Origin of the sequence: Bacillus rugosus, assembly GCF_023238245.1 — a bacterium.
Taxonomy (GTDB): domain Bacteria; phylum Bacillota; class Bacilli; order Bacillales; family Bacillaceae; genus Bacillus; species Bacillus rugosus.
The window spans coordinates 3276220-3298718 of record NZ_CP096590.1; the positions used below are offsets into that span (position 1 = coordinate 3276220).

Consider the following 22499-nt stretch of genomic DNA (forward strand, 5'->3'; position numbering starts at 1 on the left):
CAGAGATTGATTTTTATATAAGACCGGAGTCGTATCTCGTGCCAGACCTATGGACACAAAAAAACGCCATGCACGAGGCATGGCGTTTCAAAACCCTTTATAGATGAACACTTGCTTCCCTTTCTTTGATCAGGTCGGACCGTTCTGCTTTAGCCAGCTTTGTGAACAGCAAAATGCCGATACCCGCAATAATTTCGACAACCCCTCCAACAGCGATCACAGGTCCTGAACCAAAGGCGTTTGCTGCATACCCGCAAATGACAGCGCCGGCAGGTATGGAAATATTTGAGATCATATGTATAACGGCGTAGACCTGCGGCTGATCCTCACTATCCACAGATGTCTGGATAATCGTGTACTCTGGAACATTAACAGCACTGACTGCGGCGCCAAAGGTAAACGCAGCGAGAAAGACGAGCGGCAAAAAGGTATTCATACCGGTAATAAAGAAAGCGAATCCTTCAATAATGCCGGCAGTTACAAATAACAGGCCGTATCTGTTTACTTTGACTTTCGCCAGCACAAATCCCAATAAAAAGGCGCCTGCGGCGGTGGTGGCCTTTAAAAGCGAGTAAACGATCGGCTGGCCGTTTAAATCTTCCGCAACGTAAACGGCTGAGAGCGCTTCCCAAGGGGCAGCCGCGAAATTCATAAAGATACAATAAATGGCGAGCGGATATAAAATCTGATGTCTTCTCACGAGTGTAAAACCGCGTTTCAGTCTGCCGATATATGTGCCTCGCTGCTTAACAGCAGCAGACTCTGACTGAGATTCAACCGCAGTGTACTTAATAAAAAGGACGAGTAAACCAGAAACCAAATAGAGAACAAGTGCGATAAGCATTGTATAAGAAGGGCTGATAAATGTAAGAAAAGCGCCGCATAACGTGACAGCTCCGAGCCGGACAATTTGAGCGGAGGATTGGAGCACAGCGTTTGCTTTTTGAATGCCCTGTTCATTTACGATTTGGGGAATCAAAGCTATGGAGGCGGGATTGTAGGCAGCCCCTGTAGCAGAATGCACAATCATAAGTGTCATGACAAACCACAGCGGAGAGAAGCCCGCAAAATGACAAAGAGGAATAATCAATACAATCGCAGCCCTCGTCAGATCTGAAAAGTACATCCAAAACTTCAGCGTATTCTGTTTCATGAAAGGGCCCGTCACAGGCGCTAGCACTGCTTCCGGCAAAAAAGTAACAGCAATCAATAAAGCAGTGCCGATCGCACCTTTGCCGTCATAAATTAAAAACCATAATATTGAATTAAATGCGAACATATCGCCGGATATCTTAACTATTCTTGAGAAAAAAAGATAATTGAAATTTCTCTTCCAGATGCTATCACTTTCAATTAAATTCACCATCTATCAGAGCCCCCCACTGCCTATTTTTTACATCTATTTGTTACAATATCTCATTTTTCCATTTTTCAGTCAATAATTCATAAGGTTCATTTTTTGTCGTAAAATAGGAGATTGACAGAATGAAAAACAAAAAAGCCGGCACGTATTTGAACACGCCGGCTTTCGTTTTCTTTTTTTATGATTTGCTGCTGTTTTGGTCCCGAAACACAATAGCACTTCTTTCATATTCTATATCGTCAATGCCGCATCTCACATTCACAACCCGTGCGGCGGCAAAGAAATAGTCAGACAGACGATTGAGATAACGCAGCACTGTTTCATGGATCTCCTCCGATTTCATCAGCGCCACCACTCGGCGTTCCGCCCGTCTTGTAATGGTGCGCGCCGCATGGAGAAGCGAAGCACCCTTCGATCCGCCCGGAAGAATAAATTTTTTCAGTTCCGGTGCTTCTGCAGTATAGGCATCAATGCGCGTTTCTAAAAAGGAAACGGATTCTTCCGTTAGTTTATAGTCTTTTCTTTCTGTGACGATTGCCAGATCGCCTCCGCAGTCAAACAGCTCATGCTGGATGGTCAGCAGTTCGGCTGTTAAATCTTCAAAGCCGGGCTGCACGGAAAGCTCTGCCAAAGCAAGCCCGACAAAGCTGTTCAGCTCGTCAATCGTGCCGTAGCTTTCGACGCGGAGGCTGTCCTTGTCTGTTCTGCCTCCAACTAAGCTCGTTTGTCCCTTATCGCCTGTTTTTGTATATAGTTTCATACATCAGTCTCCTTTACAGACTTATTCAAACAGCTCTGCCGCCTTTTTTACACATTCAGCTGTCCCTTTCTGTATCAATTGATTCAGCTGTTCTGTGTTTTGAGATTGCTCAGTTTGTGTTGCGGCGATGAGAATATCACCCTCTGCCCGTCCGTCTCCCAGCACTTTCATCCGTTCGGCTTCGGCGGCCATAAGAGCTTTGACGAAGAATTGATCTGCCGCATAGCCGTTGATCAAAATCCAGATCGAAAAGCTGGTCATGACGCATATTGTAATGGATATCTCTCCATCTTCATACGTCTGATACACGAAGCGGTCAAGCCTTTTTGGAGAAGCCATCGCACACGTTTCCGGCAGATGAAAACCGTTTTCTGACACATAAACCGCAAGCCCTTCTACAGGATCTTCCTGAACTTCCAGCCGTTTATGGATCAGCGTCCTGCTCCACGAGAACCCTGCACCTATAGGCGCTGAGGACAATGTACGAAGCGGGATTTCCGTTTGCAGCAGAATGGCATCGCTCCCCGCTTGGAGCAATGCTTCAAATGGGATAGGCCGCTGCTTTACGCTGTCTTTTTCAGGCTGAATCACAATCATCGGTTTAGGCAAGCTGTGATGAAACAAGGCGGTGACATCTGTATCGTACACCGCCTTTATGTGATGTTCTGTGAGAGCATATTCCGGTTTTTGCTTAGGCCCGGCTGTACCGTTTTTCATAAACAAGAGCTCATCACAGTACAGGCTTGCGGTATTCAGATCATGAAAAACGCTGACAGCTGCCAATCCGTTTTCTCTTGTCAGGCGTCTGATGAGATCAAGCAGTTCTTTTTGATAAGCCAGGTCAAGAAAATTGGTCGGCTCATCCAAAAATAAAATTCGCGGCTGCTGCGCCAAAGCCTGGGCTAAATACACCCGCTGCTGTTCCCCTCCGCTTAGATCGCGGATCGATTTTTGCGCAAAAGCGGCCACTCCTGTTTGCTCCATTGCTTCCTGTACAATCGCTTCATCCTTTTCAGTCTGCTGTCTGAACAGTCCTGTTTGGAATGGATATCTGCCGAAGGCTACCGTTTCTTTGACGGTAAAGGTAAAGGCTTGATCCGTTTTTTGCGGCAGGACGGCCATGATTTGCGCCAGTTCCTTCGGTTTATAATCTGCCAGTGGTTTGCCAGCCAGATGAACACTGCCTTTCTTGGCAGGCAGCGTACCTGTCAGCAGGTGCAAAAGGGTGGTTTTTCCGCTCCCATTAGGGCCGAGTATACCAAGAAATTCCCCCTTCCCCACTGTTAGGCTGACATTGTTGATCAGCCTGCTGTCCCCATATCCTCCCGATAGCCCTTCTGCCTTTATCATAAGCTTTTCCCCCCGCGGTGCTGCCGAATTAAAATAAGAGCGAAAACAGGCGCCCCCGCCAAAGACGTAATAATCCCAATCGGCAGTTCAATCGGCTCAATGATCGTTCTGGAAAGCAGATCGGCTAAAACGAGAAAACCTGCTCCGAGCAAGGCGGACAGCGGCAGTAAGTGCCGATGGTCCGTTCCCCACAATAGCCTTGTGATATGCGGGATCACAAGACCGACAAAGCCGATCGTGCCTGACACAGCCACAGCGCTTCCCGTCAAAAGAGAGCCTGCTATCAAAATCAGCATTTTTCTCTGCTGGACACTGACTCCGAGAAGCTTTGCTTTGTCTTCTCCATATGTCATCACATTCAGCTCTCTTCCATTGATGATCAGTATAATCGTTCCCATAAGAAAAAACGGCAGAAACAGAATAACATAGCTCCAGCCCCTCATCGAGACGCTGCCAAGCAGCCAGTGCACAATCGGAAGCAGGTTGTCGCCTGTCAGGGCAATGATTAGAGAAATAAATGCGCCCAAAAATGAGTTGATGATGACACCGGTCAAAATGAGGGTGGAAACAGACATCGAAGCATGGACGAGGCGGCTGAAGGAAAGGACCGCCGCAATCGTGACAAGTGCCGCGGCTACACTCACAACCGGGAGTGTAAACCCTCCAATGACAGGAAGCTGCAAGCTAAAGAACAGGGTTACCACCGCTCCGACTGAAGCACCTGATGAAACACCGAGCGTGTAGGGATCAGCAAGCGGATTTTTCAACAGCCCCTGAAAAGCGGCCCCTGCGATAGAAAGAGCCGCCCCCACAAGGGCGGCCAGCACAACTCTCGGCAGTCTGATATTCAGCATAATATTTGTGTACATCGGGTCACCAGAGCCGATAGAACCGCCGAAGCCTTCATGCCAAAAGACACGAAAGATAGCGGGAATAGGAATTTGCAGGCTGCCGCAAGAAATTCCTAAGGTGACGCTCACGGCTAAAAATAAGAAACCGATGATATATGCGGCATAACGATTATTCCTTAAACGTATCCGGGTAAATGCTTTCCGCAAGTTCTTCGACCCCTTCGATCAGACGGGGACCGGAACGTGTCACGAGATCAGGATCCACATCATACACACGGTGATGTTTCACAGCATTGATGTCGCTCCAGCCGTCACGTTTTTCCACAGCTTTCGCTTTCACTCCGTCTGTTGTAACGATAGCATCAGGATTGAGTTTTACGATCGCCTCGTCTGTCATTTGCACCCAGCCTGTTTGGTCCGCTGCTGCGTTTTTAGCATGGATGACATTCAGCATTTCATTCATAAACGTGTCTTTTCCGGTTGTGTAAATGTCAGGGTCAGGAGAAACCTCGATAAATACGCTTTTCTCTTCGTCTTTTGAAATGGTTTTTGCTTTTTCTTTAATATCCTGCAAATCTGATTTCATGCTTTTCACGAGCTGATCGGCTTTTTTCTCTGCCCCGGCAGCTTCTCCGATCATTTCGATTGATTTGTACACCTCGGAAAATGATTGTGCATCATTGACAGTCAGCACCGTAATGCCCGCGTCCTTCAGCTGTTTGATGGCATCAGCTGACGCTGACATGGAAGACTCGTGGGCAAGAACGAGGTCCGGCTTTAGAGAAATGACTTTTTCAACGTTTACATTCATATCTCCGACCTTCTCAACCTTTTTGACTTCCTTTGGATATGTATCGTTTGTGGTAACACCGACCACTTTGTCGCCGAGGCCGAGAGCGTATGTAATTTCTGTGTTGCTCGGCATTAATGATACAATCTTTTTCGGCTCCTTTGTGATGGTCACATCTTGATTCGACGCATCATCAATGGTGACAGGGAACGCTTCTGTCTTTTGTTTTGCCTTGGAATCCTTCTGATCCGCAGTATTGCCACAGCCTGCTATCATAACGGCAGCCAGCAGAAGCGCAGTCCATATTCCGGCTAGTTTTTTCATAACCTTTCCTCCTAAGTGAACTAAAAAAAGCATCTCTACGATGGTAAAGATGCTGTAAACAACAAAAAAAAGCCTATTGTTTACACATCATCTGTCCTCGCAGACTTCGTGCTGATCAAACAGGCAGGTATCCTGGCTCTTGACGCTATGGCCAATTACAGTGGCGGGACCGCACCGGCTTTTACCGGTTTCCCTATTAAGCCGGCTGTTGTTCACAGACCGGCACCTATTTGACATTCGTATCCTTTTTTCGGAGTAATTATACTATATGACTGACAGGCTTGTATATCGCCCTGAATGACTTTTCCCCGTTGATGTATGGGAGCAAAATCCTCGTAAACACTAATTTTGTTCTTGTATACTTAATACCATCATCAATAAAAAGGAATGATCTTATGGATTTAAAGCTAAAAGACAAACTCGTCTTAATCACCGGCTCGACTTCCGGCATCGGGAAAGCCGCGGCAAAAAGCTTTCTGCAAGAGGGAGCGGCAGTGATTGTCAACGGACGCAAACAGGAGACTGTCGATCGCACGATTGAAGAGCTTTCTGGATACGGAACGGTGCACGGCGCGGCTGCCGATTTGTCAAAAACAGATGAAGCAGCAGCTTTTATTGAAAAAGTAAACGAAATCGGCGATATCGATATCCTTGTCAACAACCTTGGTTTCTTCGAGGTAAAGGATTTTGCCGATGTGACAGATGATGAGTGGAATCAATATTTTGAAGTGAACGTGATGAGCGCGGTTCGGACAAGCCGTTACTTCCTTCCAAAAATGCTTGCCAAAAACAGCGGCCGCATTTTAAATATCGCAAGTGAAGCAGGCATCAAACCGCTTCCAACAATGATTCCATACTCCATGACAAAAACGGCGCTGATCAGCCTTTCAAGAGGGATGGCTGAAATGACGAAAGGCACGAATGTAACAGTAAACTCAGTGCTTCCGGGACCTACTTGGACAGAGGGCGTGGCATCCTACATGGAAGGTGCCGCAAAAGCAGCCGGACAGGATACAGATACATTCATTAAAGACTATTTTAAAGTCAATGAGCCGACTTCTCTTATTCAGCGATACGCGACAGCAGAAGAAGTCGCCAACACGATCGTATTCCTCGCATCCGACGCCGCATCCGCCATCAACGGCACGGCACAGCGTGTGGAAGGCGGCATTATCCGCTCTCTCTAATATGCAAAAAACGCATCCGTTTCGGATGCGTTTTTTTATACATTTCCAGCGAATGGAACCGGCTGATAACCGCCTGTTTCCAACTTTGCTGAAAACAGTCCTCCCGCGTGAGGCTGCTCGTATCTTTCCTTTTCTGTCATTTTTTCAGTTGCCGTTGTGATGTAAAGGGTTTTTAAGTCTCTGCCGCCGAACGCACAGCACGTGACATATTTAGCCGGCACGCTGATTGAATCGATTTCTTTTTTCTGAAACGGGTCAATCTGAACCACACGGCTGCCGCCAAACAGCGCCACCCACAGCATGCCATTTTGGTCGATTGTCATGCCGTCCGGCAATCCTTCTGATTGCTCAAAACGATAGACGGGTTCTGGATTTGAAACATCTCCGCTTTCAGGATTATAGCTGTAACGCACAATCTCCTGCGTCGGCGTGTCAATGTAATACATCAAATTGCGCTCGCGGTCCCAATCCAAACCGTTCGAGGTAGAGACTTGATCTTTCATTTTGATAAGTCTGCCGTCTGGATCCAAACGGTATAGCGAACCCTGCTTTTGTTCGCCTTCCATGCTCATTGTCCCCGCCCAAAGCCTTCCGTACGGGTCACATTTCGCGTCATTAAAACGCAGGCTTTCATCCATATCTTTCGGCTGTTTGATCTTTTCCAAGCTGTCATCTTGAAGATGATACAGGTAAAATCCGTCCTTCATCGTCATAATCAGCTTATCCTTTGTATATTTCGCCAGCGCGGTCACAAAGGACTTGAATTTGACGGAACGGTTAATTTTTTCTTCAGGGTCGAAGATGTGGAGCTCGCTCCCTAAGATATCCACCCAATATAAGCGGCCGTTTTCTTCGTCCCATAACGGGCCTTCACCAATCACTGCCCGAGTGTCTGCTTCCAATACTGCGTCCATGTGTTACACCTCTTTAGCTTAAGTCTATATATTGTTATTCCCGGCATAAAGGTGTCCAAACCACATGTTTATTGTTTTTTGAAAAGGATGGTAATGACCGTTCCAATGTTCATTCTGCTGTTTACATGAATCGTCCCGTTATGAAGATGGACAAGCTCCTTGGCAATGGCAAGCCCAAGTCCCGTTCCGGCGGATGAATCCTTTGTGTTCGTCCCTCTGTAGTAGCGGTTAAATAAATGGGTGATCGTTTCGTCATCCATTCCTTTCCCGTTGTCCTTAACCTTCAACGAAATATGATTTTTTGTTTGTTCCAGAATGACCTGAATTTCTGTTCCTTTGTCGTTGTGCTTTACGGCATTGCCAAGCAGATTTTCTAATATACGTCTGAACCATGCTTCATCAAGTGCAAATTCAATATGTTCTTCTTTGGATACAAAAGAGATATCATACCCTTCAGAAAACGGATTTTTCTTGAAATCCTCAATGACATTTTTAAAAAACGGGATCAGGCTTGTGAGCTTTCTCTCAATTGGAAGAGCATCATTTTTCAGCCGATACGTTAAATTTAAGTCTTCAATCAGCTTGGACATGTATTCAGATTTTTCTCTGACAACCTGTCCCATTTCTTTCACTTCTTCCGGCGACCAGTCATACTGCTTCGACTCAAGCATCATGCTGTAGCCGTAAATGCTGCTGAGCGGCGTTTTTAAGTCATGCGATAAACCGGCAATCCATTCTTCTCTTGTTGCCTGGATCTTTTCTCTGTTTCTTTTATCCCGTCTCAGCGTTTCAGTCAGCTGATCCATCGATTCAAAAATCTCACCGAAGAAGCGGTACGGCTGTTTGATTTTTCCCTTTTTGTTTTTGCTGACAGGACGGCCTTTCCGGTTTTTCGGTTCCTCGAGCTTCCCTTTTGATAGATTAACCAGCCATTTAATCGTGTGAAAAATCGGCAGCCCGAACCGAAACATATACCAAACAGTCATCCAAATGATATACAGGAACAGAACACCCATAATCAGGAACATCGCCTTTAGCACAACCTTCAGAAACGATTTGTTAAACTCCTGATCGGTTACGTAGACAGGGTTCGGCACCGTAGCGACCATCCATCTGTCTTTATTAAGGATTTTAACGGAGATTTCCCGCTTATAGTTCCAAGGTTTAGAGCTGTATTTGAGCAGCTCCAGCTGGTTCATCGTTTTTCTTTCACTTTTTGTGCTGTTGATGCTATCGAGAATGTTTCCATTGCTGTCTAATAGGTAAATGGCGCCTTTTTCCCGCTTAATATAGTCGATGGTACTGGACTTATAATGTGCTAGAGATTCTATCTTTTGTTCGCGCTTCTCAACTGAAGTCAGCAGCTGCTCGCTCTTTGATTTCCAGCCGGACAATAGAAGATACGACTTATCTTCAATATTGATGGCCCAATAATTCAGCTTATAGTTATTAAGCTTTTTGGTTTTATAAATAGACAAAAGCTCTTTCTTAGTATAGGTGCCGGGCACGTCTTTCGGAACGCTGTAGGAATAGGCGGTTTTCCCTTTCGAATCAATGATTTGCATCCAGCCGTGCTGTGTATCGACAGATTTCTTCAGAAAATTATCCACTTCCCATGTCCCGTCTTCGTTTACATCGAGATATGCTTCAAGTGTGTCGGTCGTAGCCTTTGTCAGTCCAGAATTCGATTCCGCATCGCTAAATCGAGCGTCTAAATAGAAAAACGAAGCGACTAGCATAACCGTGAGCAGCAGGATCACAATCAGCATCTGTCCGAAAAAGTGAAACAAAAACTTCCATCTTAACCTCATGACCGCTTGCCTTCAGGATTTGGAATAAAACGATATCCGAGACCGCGAACGGTTACGATATACTCCGGATTGCTTGGATCGCGCTCGATTTTTTCCCGGAGCTTGCGGATATGAACCATAACGGTGTTGTTGTCACCGTAGGAAGGATACCCCCAAACTTTTTCATAAATTTGATCTTTGGAAAGCACCACATTGGGGTGTTCACAAAAATACTGCAATAGCTGCAAAAGCTGGGCTGAACAAGCGACAGCTTCCCCGCCTACAATCAGCTCGGCATTTTGCGGAGAGAATGTAAAATAATCATATGTATAGGTTTGATTTGAATTCGTTTCCTTCGATTGATATGTGCGCTTGAGGTGCGCTCTGATGCGCGCCGCTAATTCCAGCGGATTAAATGGTTTTGTGATATAGTCATCAGCCCCGACCGCAAAGCCCGACAATTTGTCCGCGTCGGACGATCTTGCCGTCAGGAAAAAAATCGGAGCCTCTGAATACTCTCTGATCAGCGTGCAGGCTTCAAAACCGGACATTCCGCCCATCATGACATCCAGCACAATCAAATCAACCTTATTGGCCTTCACAACCGGAATCGCTTCTTCTGCGCTTGCCGCATCCAGTAAATTTCGATAACCCTCTTTTTCGAGAACGCGTTTGATCATATCCACAATCGCTTTCTCATCGTCTACGATTAAAATTGACGCATTTTCCACTTTTATGTTCCTTTCTGTCACTGTTTTTTTCATCTTATCATTATATCGTTTGTTTTTGGTACATTTTTGAATAGGAAGGTTTTGCCGGTGCAAGACAAATAGAAAACGGGAACATGGCAGTTCCCGTTTTTCGTATTTTCAGATGATAAATGGTTATGAGTTCTCGTCTACCATATACAAAATAAACTCCCAAAACCCCGGAACGTCCTGGCACAAAAGCATATCAGCCTTTTCAAACATTTTGATCTTCAGCTCTTGCTCTAAATCTTCTCTTTCTTGATAGGACGTATTGCTGAGCTTTTTTCTGATCATTGGTGAAAAGCATTCAATCAGATGTTCAATGTCAAATTTATCGTCTTTTTGGTTCTTTTGTTCAAACTGGCCGTTCACAGCTTACTTTCCCCCTTTTTTTGCGCCGCTAGCTGTTTTCTGATATTCTCAAGCCCTTTTTTATGAATGTTGGAGATGTTTTGCCGGGACTCCCCTAATGAATCGGCGATCTCTTGCATCGTGGCACCGTGAAGATAGACTTTCGTCAGCACGCTTTTTTGTTTGTCAGTCAGCTTCTGGATCGCTTGGTAGAGCTGATAATCCTGAACATGCTGGCTCAAATCATCCTGCATATCTAAAAATGCTTCAAACGCATCGCTTCCAGTTTCGGAAGGAAGTCGTTCTCCTGCTTCCGGGTGGTCTACCGTCAGCGGATACCGTTTTTGGTTTTTGCGAACCCGCTTATCAAAATCAATAGAAAAGATCCGAATCATTGAATTCATATACTTGACGATGCGGATTTCCTTATAAAATTGCTTAAATTGCTCGTCCAATGATTTTGCATCTTTTTCGTTCGGGCTTTCCATTACGTTTTTGAACAAACGGTAATGGTGAGGATTGCTCAAAAAATGCTTCACGATGGGATGCTTCATTATCTCCTTACATTTTGACCGTAAAAGACCTTGATAGTCCATCAAACCGCCTCCCTACTAAATTAAATGAAGGAAAGCAAAAAAAAGTAAACTACTACTTTCTGACTAGCGCTTGCCTTAAATACTCCAGCCGCAGTTTACGTTTTCTTGGATTTCCTTCACTTACATACATGACTGCAAAAAAAGAAGGGAGGTATTTTCCTATGGATCAGGTTTTTATAGAGGAAGTCGTGAAACAAATCGGCAATCTGGGGTTTCCTGCGTTAATTGCAATGTACCTGCTGACCCGATTTGAAAAAAAGTTTGATCAGCTTATCGAATTGATGACAGAACTGAAAGATCAGAAAGCAAAAAATTAATTTTCAATCGAAGTTGACTTTTCACTGGCTTTTTTCACTTAACAAGACAGAAGGGAAAACGAGAGGCCTTTCACCTTCTCTTTCTGCTATCACATTTACATTTTAAGGAGGAAACATTTCATGAAAAAACAAAATGACATCCCACAGCCAATTAGAGGAGACGAAGGAGCAACAGTAAAAATCCCACGCAATATTGAAAGAGACCGACAAAATCCGGATATGCTTGTTCCGCCGGAGACTGATAATGGTACCGTAAGCAATATGAAGTTTTCGTTCTCTGATACTCATAACCGCTTAGAAAAAGGCGGATATGCCCGTGAAGTCACTGTACGGGAGCTGCCGATTTCAGAAAACCTCGCATCCGTAAATATGCGGCTGAAGCCAGGTGCCATTCGCGAACTGCATTGGCATAAAGAAGCAGAATGGGCTTATATGATTTACGGAAGTGCAAGAGTCACAATTGTGGATGAAAAAGGGCGCAGCTTTATTGATGATGTAGGCGAAGGAGATCTTTGGTACTTCCCGTCAGGCCTGCCGCACTCCATTCAAGCACTGGATGAAGGAGCCGAGTTCCTGCTCGTGTTTGACGATGGCTCATTCTCTGAAAACAGCACGTTCCAGCTGACAGACTGGCTTGCTCATACTCCTAAGGAAGTCATTGCTGCGAACTTTGGCGTGACACAAGAGGATATTGCCAATTTGCCAGGGGAAGAGAAATATATATTTGAAGAACCAGTCCCAGGATGTTTAAAAGATGACATTGTAGAAGGGCCGAACGGCGAAGCGCCTTATCCGTTTACTTACCGCCTTCTTGAACAGGAGCCAATTGAATCAGAGGGAGGAAAAGTATATATTGCAGATTCTACAAACTTCAAAGTGTCTAAAACGATTGCATCTGCGCTCGTAACAGTGGAACCCGGCGCCATGAGAGAGCTGCATTGGCATCCGAATACTCACGAATGGCAATACTACATCTCCGGCAAAGCAAAAATGACTGTTTTTGCATCTGACGGCCATGCTCGAACGTTTAACTACCAAGCCGGTGATGTCGGATATGTGCCATTTGCAATGGGTCATTACGTTGAAAACATCGGGGATGAACCGCTTGTCTTTTTAGAAATCTTCAAAGACGATCATTATGCCGATGTATCTTTAAACCAATGGCTTGCAATGCTTCCTGAAACATTAGTTCAACAGCATCTTGATTTAGGAAAAGACTTTACTGATATTCTTTCGAAAGAAAAGCATCCGGTTGTGAAAAAAAAATGCAGTAAATAAAAAACTACCAGCTTGCAGAGAGCACTCGTTCTCTGCAAGCCTTTATAAGGAGATGTACCAGTGAAACATCAAATTTCTTCAAATCGCTTATTGCGGCTCTTTATAAAGTACTTGCTGGCCGCGACAGCAGTGGTGTTGACCTATTTTGCCGTCATGTTTATATTGTTTTCTTTAGCAGGAACAAGCTACCGTTCAGTAGCTCATGTCCTGCTTTTTGCCGTGTTATTTCTAGTTCTTGGGCTATTCTTAGAACCATTTGAACGCCTGATGATACATAGTTTTACATTTTTCAAGACAGACAAACGCTTATTCATTCTCCTTGCTGGCATCGTACAGCTGCTGTTTTTGTGGATGACTGCTCATACAACAGACGAAATGATCAGCGACATCTGGCTGTCTACCACAGAAGAAATGATCGTTGCAGCCGTTTTTCTGATTTTAGACAAATGCAATTCGGCACTTCCCAGCTAAAAAAAGAACGCATTCCAAATGAATGCGTTCTTTTTATTCATAGCGAAGTGCGTCTACAGGCTGAAGCTTCGATGCCTTGATGGACGGAAGCAAGCCGAAAATAATGCCGACTGCCATAGAAAAGATAAGTGCTCCGACAACAGCCGGAACGGAGACGATAAAAGGCATCGGAAAAACGACCGTCAGCAGCTTAGCGATGCCGAAGCCCGCCAGCACACCGATTATTCCGCCAATGCTTGTCAGCACGACAGCTTCGGTTAAAAACTGAAATAAAATCACACGCCGCTTAGCGCCAAGCGCTTTCTTAATCCCGATTTCCCTCGTGCGCTCCGTGACGGAAACGAGCATAATGTTCATGACGCCAATACCGCCTACCAAAAGTGAAATACTGGCGATTCCGCCAAGCAGCAATGCAAATGACTGATTAAAGGACTCCACTTCCTGCGCGATCTCCTGAAGATCCATCACACTGTACTCGGCTTTTTCCAACTCAGCTTCAGACAGTCCCTGATTTAAAAGATCAGCAGCCATTACACCGGCTTCTTGGATATGCTCGGAAGAATCGGCCTGCACCGCAATCTGCGTTGGCGCGTCAAAGCCTTCAATGAGCGGCCACACTTTTTTTGGCACGTACAAAACCGGGTTCGCGTAGTCGCCTTCAAACATGCTTTCCTGCTGATCTTTTTCTTTAAAAACACCTGCAACCTTAAACGGCACACCATTCATCTCAATGTTTTTATGCAGAGCGTCTCCATCTGGAAACAGTTCATCTCTAGCAGCTTCATTGATCATCACTACTTGGTGTGTGCTGTTTAATTCGTTTTCCGTCAGCTTTCTCCCTTCGGTTATACGGATTGGAAACATATCGAAGTAATCACCGTCTATTCCGTACACTTGTGGGTACGAGACGTTTGTTAAATGAAAAACGCTCGTGCCTTCAGACAAGTAATATAAGGATAATCCTTTGACTATAGAATCAGATTTGATCGTCTTTACTGTTTCCTCGGCCACAGGCGGCGCGGACGTATACGAAACCTGGTAGCCTCCGCCCTCCTCTTCTCCGCCCGACGGCTGGTAGACAACATTGATCGCGTTATTTCCCATGCCAATCATGCTCTGCTTTAATTGTTCGCTTTGTCCTTTCAGCATCGAAACAATCGCGATGATTGCCGCTATGCCGATAATGACACCGAGCATTGTCAGTATGGATCTTAATTTATGAGAGAATATGGATTGAAAGGAGATCCGAATATGTTCAAGCATGGCTGATCTCCCCTCTCTCATCTAATACCAATTCTCCATCCCTGATAAAAACCGTTCTGTCAGCTTTTTTGGCGACGTCCGGGTCATGGGTAATCATAATAATTGTCTTGCCTTCCTGATGCAGTTCAGAAAACAGAGACAAAATTTGTTCGCTTGATTTGGTATCAAGAGCCCCGGTCGGTTCGTCAGCCAAAATAAACCTCGGCTGATTGACAAGGGCCCTCGCTATCGCCACCCGCTGCTTTTGCCCGCCGGACAGCTTCGGAGGCTTGTAGGAGACTCTGTCTTTTAAACCGACTTTTTCAAGCGCTTCATAGGCTCTTTGCCTTCTTTCTTTTTTCTTCACTTTATTATAGATCATAGGCAGCTCGACATTTTGCAGCGCGGTGAGACGCGGCAACAGATGAAAGGTTTGAAACACAAACCCGATTGATTCGTTGCGGATTTCAGCTAAAGCCCCGTCTTTTCCCTTCAATATATCTATCTGGTCGAGGGTATAGGTTCCAGAGGTTGGCCTGTCCAAACAGCCGATGATATTCATTAACGTTGACTTCCCAGAACCTGAAGGCCCCATAATCGCCAGAAACTCACCAGCCTGAACAGTCAGATTAATATGTTTCAAGATTGGAACTTCTTCTTTTCCCAGCTTGTACGATTTCGAAATATTATTCAGTGTCAGCATTGACTGTAACCTGCTTTCCTTCCTTGACCGCGGGGTCAGGATAGATCACATAATCTTCCGGCGTCAGGCCGCTCTTAATTTCCACCATGTCATTTTCATCAGTTTCCCCGATTTCTACAGGCTGCTGGACCGCTTTCTGCTTCTCATCCGCTTTCCACACGTACGGTTCGCCGTCATCCTGGATGACCATGTCAGACGGCAGCTTAATTGTGTCCGCGTCAGCCTCATCACTCACCACTTCGATGTTGACATGATAACCGACTTCGAGACCTTTATGGCTGTCTAATAAAATTGTGAAAGGATAGTTAGAGGATTGAGGATTCATTTCTTCCTCAGCAAAACTTTCTGATTCCTCCCCCTCGCCTGCTCCTGCTGGAAGCTTGCCAATCGAGGTGACCTTTCCTTTCCACTCGCCTTCACCGCCTGTTTTCAGCGTGACTCTGACTTTGCTGCCTTTTTTGATTGTGTCCATTAACAGCTCATTGATTTGGCTTTTGACTAGATATTTGCCCGTCGAAACAATTTGGATATACGGACCTGTTGCCTGGTCACCTGTTGCTCCATCAGCGATATCCTGATTGACGCTTTGAACGATCCCGTCATGCTTGCTTGTAATGACATTAGACCCTTTGTTTTTCGTCAAGGCAGCCAGCTCTTTTTGGTGCTGCTTCAGCTCAAGCTGGCTTGTTTTCAAATCGAAATTAGCCTGATCAAGCTCATCTTGAAGCTGGGATTTCTCTTCTTTTCCTGCCGATTTCAGCTGTTTTTCCGTTTCCGTTATTGATTTTTGCAAACGGCTGATTTGCAGGTTGGTCATTTCGATTTGCAAATTGGCTTGCTCAACTTCGTCAGAATGATCCTCGCCCTCATACTCAAAAAGCTTATCGCCCTTTTTGACCTGATCGCCTTCTTTGACGTATGTTTTTTTAATGCTGCCTTTTTCTGAATCTATGTATACTTTCTGCTGTTTCTCAGGTTCAACCTTTCCAGAAAACGTTTGGCCTGATTCTGATTCTCCTCCCATGTATACTGCTACCGATTCAGCGTAGGGCTCCGATGATACAGCAATTTGGTTCATGTGAGTAAAAAAGTAAAAACCGCCGGCACCGATCCCAGCCAATACAAGCACACCGGCACATATCGCGCCGCCAATAAGCCATTTTTTCTTCTTGGACACAACGATCTCCTCTTTCTGTAAACAATGTAATATTTCCGAAACATTCTAACCAATATTATCTATTAATTCAAAAAGACTTGCAATCTTTTTATTGAAATGGTTGATTCAAATAGAAAAATTATATTTTCACAGCCAAAAATAAAAAATCCCGGCTCTGAACCGGGATTTTTCTTACACAGAAACGAGTGCTTTTTCATTTTTAATCAGGTCATAGGTCAAGCATACAGGTTTATTTGTACGGGGATCTGTCACGATCTCGGCATCAATTTGAAATACCTGCTTCAAAATGTCCGGTGTCATGACCTCCAGTGCGGTGCCTTCCTTGATGACCGTGCCTTTTTTGAGCGCGATCATAAAATGAGAAAAACGGGCTGCGTGGTTCAGATCATGAATGACCATTAAAATCGTCCGCCCCTGCTCTTTGTTGAGTCTGTCAAGCAGCTGAAGAATTTCAAGCTGGTGTGCGAGATCAAGATACGTTGTAGGTTCATCCAGCAGCAGCAGCTCCGTCCCTTGTGCAAGCGCCATGGCAATCCACACGCGCTGACGCTGTCCGCCTGACAGCGCCTCAATCGGCCGTTCAGCAAATTCAGCCATGCCTGTTTCTTCAAGCGCCCATTTGATGATCCGGCGGTCTTCATCATGTAATCTGCCGAATCCTGATTGATGCGGAAACCTGCCGTACGATACCAATTCGTACACCGTTAAACCGCTCGGCGCTTCCGGTGTCTGCGGCAGAATCGCCATATCTTTCGCAATGTCCTTTGTAGACATTTTATGAATCGCTTTACCATTTAAATAGACAGCACCTGCATGTGAACGCATAATTCTGGACATTGTTTTTAATATCGTTGATTTCCCGCAGCCGTTCGGGCCAATTAAGGTGGTAATTTTCCCTTTAGGAATCGAGATATTTAAATCTTCTACAATCACCCTGTCGCCATAACCGATTCCAAGCTGATCTGTTGATAATGAATTCATAGTTGCCCCCCTCCTCTAATTCGCTTTCATCAATAAATAAATAAAGTAAGGCGCACCTAACACGGAAATGACAAGTCCGACCGGAATTTCTGACGGTGCCAATACATTTCTCGCCAGCGTATCAGCGAGCAAAAACAGAAATGCGCCAATAAAGGCCGAGACCGGTATCAGTGTCTGGTGACGGGGACCGGTAAGCCTTCTTGCCACGTGGGGCGCGATCAATCCGAGAAATGCGATGCCCCCTGCAGCTGCCACGCATGAAGCGGCAAGTGTGACCGCTGCCAGAAGGAGAATTCGTCTTTCCCTTTCAACAGCAGTGCCCAGCCCGCTCGCTAATTGGTCTCCGAGCTGTAAAATGTTCAAATAACGTGCCTTATATAAAGTAAACGGAAGCAGGATCACGATCCAAGGGAGAATCGCCCAGATCATATTCCAGTTCGCCCCCCATATCGAGCCGGATATCCAAACCGCTGCTTGCATAAAATCATGAGGATCCATCTTGAGCTGAAAAATCAGCAACAGGGCGTTAAATCCAGCATTCACACCAATGCCGACTAAAATCAGCCGAATCGGGGTCACACCTTTTTTCCAAGCCAGAAGATAAATGAGAAACGCGGCTAAAATTGCACCCGCCAAAGCACTGAACGGCAGCATAAATGTACCGAAAAAGCTGAGGTCTGAAGCTGATCCTTGAAAAAAGTAAATAAAAAGAACAACAGCAAGAGAACCACCGGCATTAATTCCGAGAATACCGGGCTCAGCCAGATCATTTTGAGATACGCTTTGCAAAATGGCTCCAGCAACAGCGATTCCTGCGCCAACGAGCAAGGAAAGGATGATCCGGGGCAGCCTGAACTCAAATAAAACAAGCTCATCACGCGCCGTTCCTTGGCCGAAGAAGACCTGAAGCGTTTTAAGCGGTGCAATTTTGATGACGCCCAAATTCAGACTGATAAAAAAGACCAGCACGATGAGCAGCAAGGTCACAGCCATCACAAAGAGCGGTTTTTTTGTTTTTGTTTTCATTACAGCCCTCTCCTTTCACGGCGTGCCAAATAAAAGAAAAAGGGAACGCCGATGAGAGAAGTCAGCGCGCCTACAGGCGTTTCAAAGGGCGCGTTTACGAGTCTTGCCGCAATATCAGCAAACACAAGCAAAACAGCGCCGAGTACCGCCGAGCAAGGAATAATCCACCGATAGTCCACACCGACCAAAAAACGGGTAATATGCGGAATGATCAACCCGATAAATGCGATGGTGCCGGCTATGGAAACCGCAGCTCCCGTCAAAATCACAACGACAAGCATGCCAACCAGTTTCACCGCTGATGTATATTGTCCAAGCCCTTTCGCCAGCTCGTCACCGAGACTTAACACTGTCACTGACCGGGCGATGATCAACGCCAGCGTTAAACCAACGGCCCCTGCGAGAAGCAAAAGCTGGACCCCTGACCATTTCACGCCCGCTACTCCGCCTGCGTACCAAAAACTGATATCCTGAGCGACATCAAAACGGATTGCAATAGCGGTTGAAATGCCCGTAAAGAAATAGGTAACAGCCGTTCCTGCGAGAGCAAGTTTTACAGGCGTAAGCCCGCCCCTTGAAAACATGCCAATGCCCATTACCGTCGATGCCCCCAGACCCGCTCCGGCAAAGGACCATAGCACAAGCCCCATAGCAGAAAGTCCGGGAAAAAAGGCAAATGCAATCGAAACGGCAAACGCGGAGCCCGATGTAACGCCCATAATCGAAGGCTCTGCCAAAGGGTTTCTCGTCATCCCCTGCATGATCGCTCCCGACACTGCTAACAATGCGCCGACAAGTGCGGCAGCAGCCGTTCTCGGCAGCCGAAGATCGTGTATAATTTGGTGGGACGTCTCTGTCGGCTGAAAATGAAAGATGGCGTCCCACACAGTGCGCAAATGAATATCCGCTGCACCGAGGGATATGGATAAAAGCGCGCCAAGGCATAGTAAGCATATCCCTGCAATAAGGACAATGACCGCGCCATAAGACCTTGACGTCCATTGGATTTCTTCTGATGTGCTCTGTCTATTTTTCTTTTGACTCAACAGCCGTACTTCCTTTCCGATACTGATAATGATTATCAATTGCTGTTCCAGTATATCACTTTTTTCCGCTGATTTAATAGAGCGTTTTAAACAAAAATGAGAATATAATTGCAAAAATATCGTGTCAACAGGCTCTTGCGATGGTATAATCACATTGATAATGATTCTCTTTATCATCTATTTTCCAGAAAGAAGGTATGAGATATGACCCATATATACAAGAAATTCGGAGCCGCATTCTTTGCCCTGCTATTGATTGCAGCGCTTGCAGCCTGCGGAAATAACTCAGAAAGCAAAGGCTCTTCCTCTGATTCAAAAGACGATGAAACCATTACATACAAGGCTGAAAACGGAAATGTGAAAATTCCTAAACATCCTAAACGGGTGGTTGTCATGGCTGACGGCTACTACGGATACTTCAAAACACTGGGCATCAACGTCGTCGGTGCGCCTGAGAATGTATTTAAAAACCCTTACTACAAAGGAAAAACCGATGGTGTTACAAACATCGGAGACGGCACTTCCGTTGAAAAAGTCATTGATTTGAATCCTGACCTGATTATCGTCTGGACAACACAAGGCGCTGATATTAAAAAGCTTGAAAAAATCGCGCCGACTGTCGCAGTTAAATATGATAAACTCGATAACATCGAACAGCTGAAAGAATTCGCGAAAATGACGGGAACTGAAGACAAAGCAGAAAAATGGCTGGCTGAGTGGGATAAAAAAGTGGCGGCAGCTAAAACAAAAATCAAAAAAGCCGTCGGTGACAAAACAATTTCCATTATGCAAACGAACGGAAAAGACATTTACGTATTCGGTAAAGATTTCGGTAGGGGCGGGAGCATCATTTACAAAGACCTCGGCCTGCAGGCTACAAAGCTGACTAAAGAAAAATCCATTGACCAAGGCCCTGGATATACAAGTATTTCGTTAGAGAAGCTCCCTGACTTCGCTGGAGATTATATTTTCGCAGGCCCATGGCAATCAGGCGGTGACGATGGTGGCGTATTTGAGAGCTCCATTTGGAAGAACCTTAACGCCGTTAAGAATGGCCATGTCTATAAGATTGACCCGATTGGCTTCTATTTCACAGACCCGATTTCATTAGAGGGCCAACTGAAGTTTATTACAGAAAGCTTAACAAAATAAACAAAAGAGCCGCCTACCTGCGGCTCTTTTTCCATTCAATAAAGGGACCGGCTCATTTTGACCACATGGGATATTTTCTTACTCAATTCATCTTAAGCTGTATCATCATCGCGATCAGTTTTTTAACAGGCTCTATATCGGAAAACCTTTTTCTCATGTGCTCTTGGTATTTTTCTTAGTGCTCATTCTGTTTGATTTGCTGGAGAGACTGAAAAAACGGTTTTTGCCTATGCGATTATCCGCAAAGGTTTTTCTCTCTATTTCAGCTTTCCTGTCAGCTATTTTAACGATTGGATTCCTAACAGGAGAAATTGTCATTCGATAAAAAAAGACACCTGAGAAGCAAATCAGGTGTCTTTTGTTTATGCTTGTTTTTCTTTCTGAAACTTTTTAACCACAAATGGATAAACAATCAAGCCGACAAAGAATAAACCGATGCCGAGAATAAATGTCGTTAAATCTGCTGTGCCTGTTACAATAACAAACACGGAGTATGCACACGCCAGTATCGCGATCAATCCGTCTCTTACACGGGAGCCTTTCAGCTGGTCGTATGTTTCACCTTTGATGACAAGCTTCAAGCTGTAAATCGCTGATACCAAATACGGAATTAAATACGCAAGCGTTGCCGCTGTCGTTAAAAACGTAAATGCGTCACTTATTGTCCGGGAAATAACCGAGAAGATGAAGACCTGTGACATAACGTTTGTAATAATGAGTGCTATAATCGGACTTCCCTTTTTATTCGTTTTTGCAAAGAATGCCGGGAAATCTCCTGCTTTAGCGGCTTGGTATGGAACCTCAGAGCCAAGCAAAATCCAGCCAAGCATCGTTCCGAATAAACAAAGGATAGCCAAAAGTGCCATAATCACGCTTCCCGCGTTTCCGACAATTGCATACAGTACATCAACGAACGGTTTTTCAGAGCCGACAAGCTTATCATGCGGCAGAACACCCATCGTAATTAACGTCACAATAATATAAATGCTCAAGGCAATCAGCAAGCCGGTAATTGTTGCACGTTTCACATCACGCTGAGAGCGCGCACGGCCGGACAGGATAACCGCTGATTCAATTCCGACAAACGCCCACAGTGTAGAAATCGCCGCGTTATGAACCTGTCCTCCAATTCCAATGCTTGTGCCGTTTTCTCCTTGAACCGGGAAATAAAAATGATCGAATAATGTCGTTTGAAACACAAATAATCCGGCAACGATAAAGAAGACAAACCCTAATACTTTAGAAAGCGTTGTAACAAAGTTCAATTTACTTGCACCGTTAATGCTTGCAACAAGAATCGTGTGCGTTCCCCATAACAAGATCGTACATACAGCAAACGTCAGCAATTGGCCGAGTGTCACCACTTGCCCGCCGATCGAAAACATTTCACGTTTATCAACTAAGATCGGGAAGAACGAAGTCAAGTAACCGGCGAGACTTGTAATGATCGCCACGTTACTGATCCAGCTCGCCACCCAATAGCCCCACACCATTGTGAAACCGGCAGCGTTCCCTTTCTTCGGATCAGAGAACAGCGCTCTTGCATAACTTTGCGGTCCCGCTGTCAGCTCAGGCTTACGAATGGACAAATGCCCGAAGACAAGTGCAATCATCAGCACGCCGCCACCTGTCAAAAGCCAGGCGGACGTGGCGCCAAACGGACTCGCGATTGAAGCAAGCGAGCTCGGTAAGGAGAAAATTCCTGATCCAACCATATTTCCAACGACAAACGCCGTTAATAACCAAAAACCCCATTTTTTCGTCTGTTCCATTCCAGTACCTCCATGATTCTTTGTACGGACCAGACCCCGAGATCATGTAAACGCAAAAAAAGCCTGAACAAAAGTCCATGCTTAAAGAAACACACACCCTTGATCTCCGGATAGCCCTCCGCGAAAAAGCACGCGGCAGTCCTGCACTTATTCAGATACAGTCCCAGCATAGAGAAGGATCGGCTTTCTCCACACTTCGGCGCTGATGCCTTTTACACATGTTTAACAGCTCCTGTCAGCCTGGCATGTGTTACTCATCATCCGCGCAACCTCTACCTCACTGAGAAAGAGTGAGGATTTAATTATTTA

The 22499-nt window shown here is 45.4% G+C and carries 22 protein-coding genes and 2 riboswitches; of the genes, 5 read left to right on the top strand and 17 right to left on the bottom strand.

Annotation, left to right across the window (positions count from 1 at the left end; all coding sequences use genetic code 11):
* Window positions 1–97 precede the first annotated feature (97 nt).
* The 5 genes from M0696_RS16700 to M0696_RS16720 all read right to left on the bottom strand — a co-directional run bounded on the left by M0696_RS16700 (window position 98) and on the right by M0696_RS16720 (window position 5438).
* Window positions 98–1366: an MFS transporter gene (locus tag M0696_RS16700; protein WP_166848540.1), complete on the bottom strand. Its 1269-nt coding sequence runs from the start codon at window positions 1364–1366 to the stop codon at window positions 98–100.
* A 175-nt stretch (window positions 1367–1541) separates the two neighbouring features.
* Complete coding sequence (locus M0696_RS16705) at window positions 1542–2123, bottom strand: cob(I)yrinic acid a,c-diamide adenosyltransferase (protein WP_222142007.1); 582 nt, start codon at window positions 2121–2123, stop codon at window positions 1542–1544.
* Window positions 2124–2144: 21 nt separating this feature from the next.
* Window positions 2145–3470: an ABC transporter ATP-binding protein gene (locus tag M0696_RS16710; protein WP_222142450.1), complete on the bottom strand. Its 1326-nt coding sequence runs from the start codon at window positions 3468–3470 to the stop codon at window positions 2145–2147.
* Window positions 3470–4531 carry a FecCD family ABC transporter permease gene (locus M0696_RS16715; protein WP_166848535.1) on the bottom strand — a complete coding sequence of 354 codons (1062 nt, stop codon included), beginning with the start codon at window positions 4529–4531 and terminating at the stop codon, window positions 3470–3472. Before M0696_RS16715 ends, M0696_RS16710 begins: the two co-directional genes overlap by 1 nt.
* Entirely contained in the window at window positions 4494–5438 is a 945-nt protein-coding gene (locus M0696_RS16720) for an ABC transporter substrate-binding protein (protein WP_166848532.1), read from the bottom strand. Before M0696_RS16720 ends, M0696_RS16715 begins: the two co-directional genes overlap by 38 nt.
* Before the next feature lie 105 nt (window positions 5439–5543).
* Window positions 5544–5683: riboswitch (cobalamin riboswitch) on the bottom strand.
* A gap of 150 nt (window positions 5684–5833) precedes the next feature.
* On the opposite strand from M0696_RS16720, the gene M0696_RS16725 reads away from it, so the two are divergent.
* Window positions 5834–6625: an SDR family NAD(P)-dependent oxidoreductase gene (locus M0696_RS16725; protein ID WP_166848529.1), complete on the top strand. Its 792-nt coding sequence runs from the start codon at window positions 5834–5836 to the stop codon at window positions 6623–6625.
* Window positions 6626–6660: 35 nt separating this feature from the next.
* Here M0696_RS16725 and M0696_RS16730 read toward each other — a convergent pair whose 3' ends face one another.
* From M0696_RS16730 to sigO, 5 genes are all read right to left on the bottom strand, one after another.
* Window positions 6661–7539 (bottom strand): SMP-30/gluconolactonase/LRE family protein, encoded by an 879-nt coding sequence (locus M0696_RS16730; protein ID WP_166848526.1) that lies wholly within the window; start codon window positions 7537–7539, stop codon window positions 6661–6663.
* Between the two features lie 68 nt (window positions 7540–7607).
* On the bottom strand, window positions 7608–9350 hold the full coding sequence (gene yvrG / locus M0696_RS16735) for a two-component system sensor histidine kinase YvrG (RefSeq protein ID WP_248602189.1): 1743 nt from the start codon (window positions 9348–9350) through the stop codon (window positions 7608–7610).
* The gene (gene yvrH, locus M0696_RS16740) at window positions 9347–10060 is read right to left on the bottom strand and encodes a two-component system response regulator YvrH (protein ID WP_166848521.1); all 714 of its coding nucleotides are present in this window, start codon (window positions 10058–10060) and stop codon (window positions 9347–9349) included. The genes yvrG and yvrH overlap by 4 nt, the downstream gene beginning before the upstream one ends.
* Before the next feature lie 153 nt (window positions 10061–10213).
* Complete coding sequence (gene rsoA / locus M0696_RS16745) at window positions 10214–10450, bottom strand: sigma-O factor regulator RsoA (RefSeq protein ID WP_166848518.1); 237 nt, start codon at window positions 10448–10450, stop codon at window positions 10214–10216.
* Entirely contained in the window at window positions 10447–10983 is a 537-nt protein-coding gene (gene sigO, locus M0696_RS16750; RefSeq protein ID WP_222142451.1) for an RNA polymerase sigma factor SigO, read from the bottom strand. Before sigO ends, rsoA begins: the two co-directional genes overlap by 4 nt.
* Window positions 10984–11186: 203 nt before the next feature.
* Between sigO and M0696_RS16755 the strand changes: the two genes are divergently transcribed.
* The 3 genes from M0696_RS16755 to M0696_RS16765 all read left to right on the top strand — a co-directional run bounded on the left by M0696_RS16755 (window position 11187) and on the right by M0696_RS16765 (window position 13091).
* A complete protein-coding gene (locus tag M0696_RS16755; RefSeq protein ID WP_003221632.1) occupies window positions 11187–11342 on the top strand; it encodes a YvrJ family protein in 156 nt (51 codons plus the stop codon).
* A gap of 120 nt (window positions 11343–11462) precedes the next feature.
* Window positions 11463–12620: an oxalate decarboxylase gene (gene oxdC, locus M0696_RS16760; protein WP_222142010.1), complete on the top strand. Its 1158-nt coding sequence runs from the start codon at window positions 11463–11465 to the stop codon at window positions 12618–12620.
* A gap of 60 nt (window positions 12621–12680) precedes the next feature.
* On the top strand, window positions 12681–13091 hold the full coding sequence (locus M0696_RS16765) for a regulatory YrvL family protein (protein WP_248602190.1): 411 nt from the start codon (window positions 12681–12683) through the stop codon (window positions 13089–13091).
* 33 nt (window positions 13092–13124) lie between these two features.
* Here M0696_RS16765 and M0696_RS16770 read toward each other — a convergent pair whose 3' ends face one another.
* The 6 genes from M0696_RS16770 to M0696_RS16795 form a co-directional block, all read right to left on the bottom strand.
* A complete protein-coding gene (locus M0696_RS16770) occupies window positions 13125–14354 on the bottom strand; it encodes an ABC transporter permease (RefSeq protein WP_248602191.1) in 1230 nt (409 codons plus the stop codon).
* Window positions 14347–15036, bottom strand: a complete 690-nt coding sequence (locus M0696_RS16775) for an ABC transporter ATP-binding protein (RefSeq protein ID WP_166848491.1) — start codon at window positions 15034–15036, stop codon at window positions 14347–14349. Before M0696_RS16775 ends, M0696_RS16770 begins: the two co-directional genes overlap by 8 nt.
* Window positions 15020–16213 carry an efflux RND transporter periplasmic adaptor subunit gene (locus tag M0696_RS16780; RefSeq protein WP_166848488.1) on the bottom strand — a complete coding sequence of 398 codons (1194 nt, stop codon included), beginning with the start codon at window positions 16211–16213 and terminating at the stop codon, window positions 15020–15022. Before M0696_RS16780 ends, M0696_RS16775 begins: the two co-directional genes overlap by 17 nt.
* Window positions 16214–16384: 171 nt before the next feature.
* On the bottom strand, window positions 16385–17194 hold the full coding sequence (locus tag M0696_RS16785) for an ABC transporter ATP-binding protein (protein WP_166848485.1): 810 nt from the start codon (window positions 17192–17194) through the stop codon (window positions 16385–16387).
* Window positions 17195–17209: 15 nt separating this feature from the next.
* Window positions 17210–18220, bottom strand: a complete 1011-nt coding sequence (locus M0696_RS16790; RefSeq protein ID WP_222142013.1) for a FecCD family ABC transporter permease — start codon at window positions 18218–18220, stop codon at window positions 17210–17212.
* The gene (locus M0696_RS16795) at window positions 18220–19419 is read right to left on the bottom strand and encodes a FecCD family ABC transporter permease (protein WP_396021407.1); all 1200 of its coding nucleotides are present in this window, start codon (window positions 19417–19419) and stop codon (window positions 18220–18222) included. The genes M0696_RS16790 and M0696_RS16795 overlap by 1 nt, the downstream gene beginning before the upstream one ends.
* A 51-nt stretch (window positions 19420–19470) precedes the next feature.
* Between M0696_RS16795 and M0696_RS16800 the strand changes: the two genes are divergently transcribed.
* On the top strand, window positions 19471–20418 hold the full coding sequence (locus M0696_RS16800; RefSeq protein ID WP_222142015.1) for an iron-hydroxamate ABC transporter substrate-binding protein: 948 nt from the start codon (window positions 19471–19473) through the stop codon (window positions 20416–20418).
* Between the two features lie 362 nt (window positions 20419–20780).
* On the opposite strand, the gene M0696_RS16805 is transcribed toward M0696_RS16800, so the two are convergent.
* A complete protein-coding gene (locus tag M0696_RS16805) occupies window positions 20781–22190 on the bottom strand; it encodes an amino acid permease (RefSeq protein ID WP_248602192.1) in 1410 nt (469 codons plus the stop codon).
* A 103-nt stretch (window positions 22191–22293) separates the two neighbouring features.
* A riboswitch (Lysine riboswitch) is annotated at window positions 22294–22473 on the bottom strand.
* Window positions 22474–22499 lie beyond the last annotated feature (26 nt).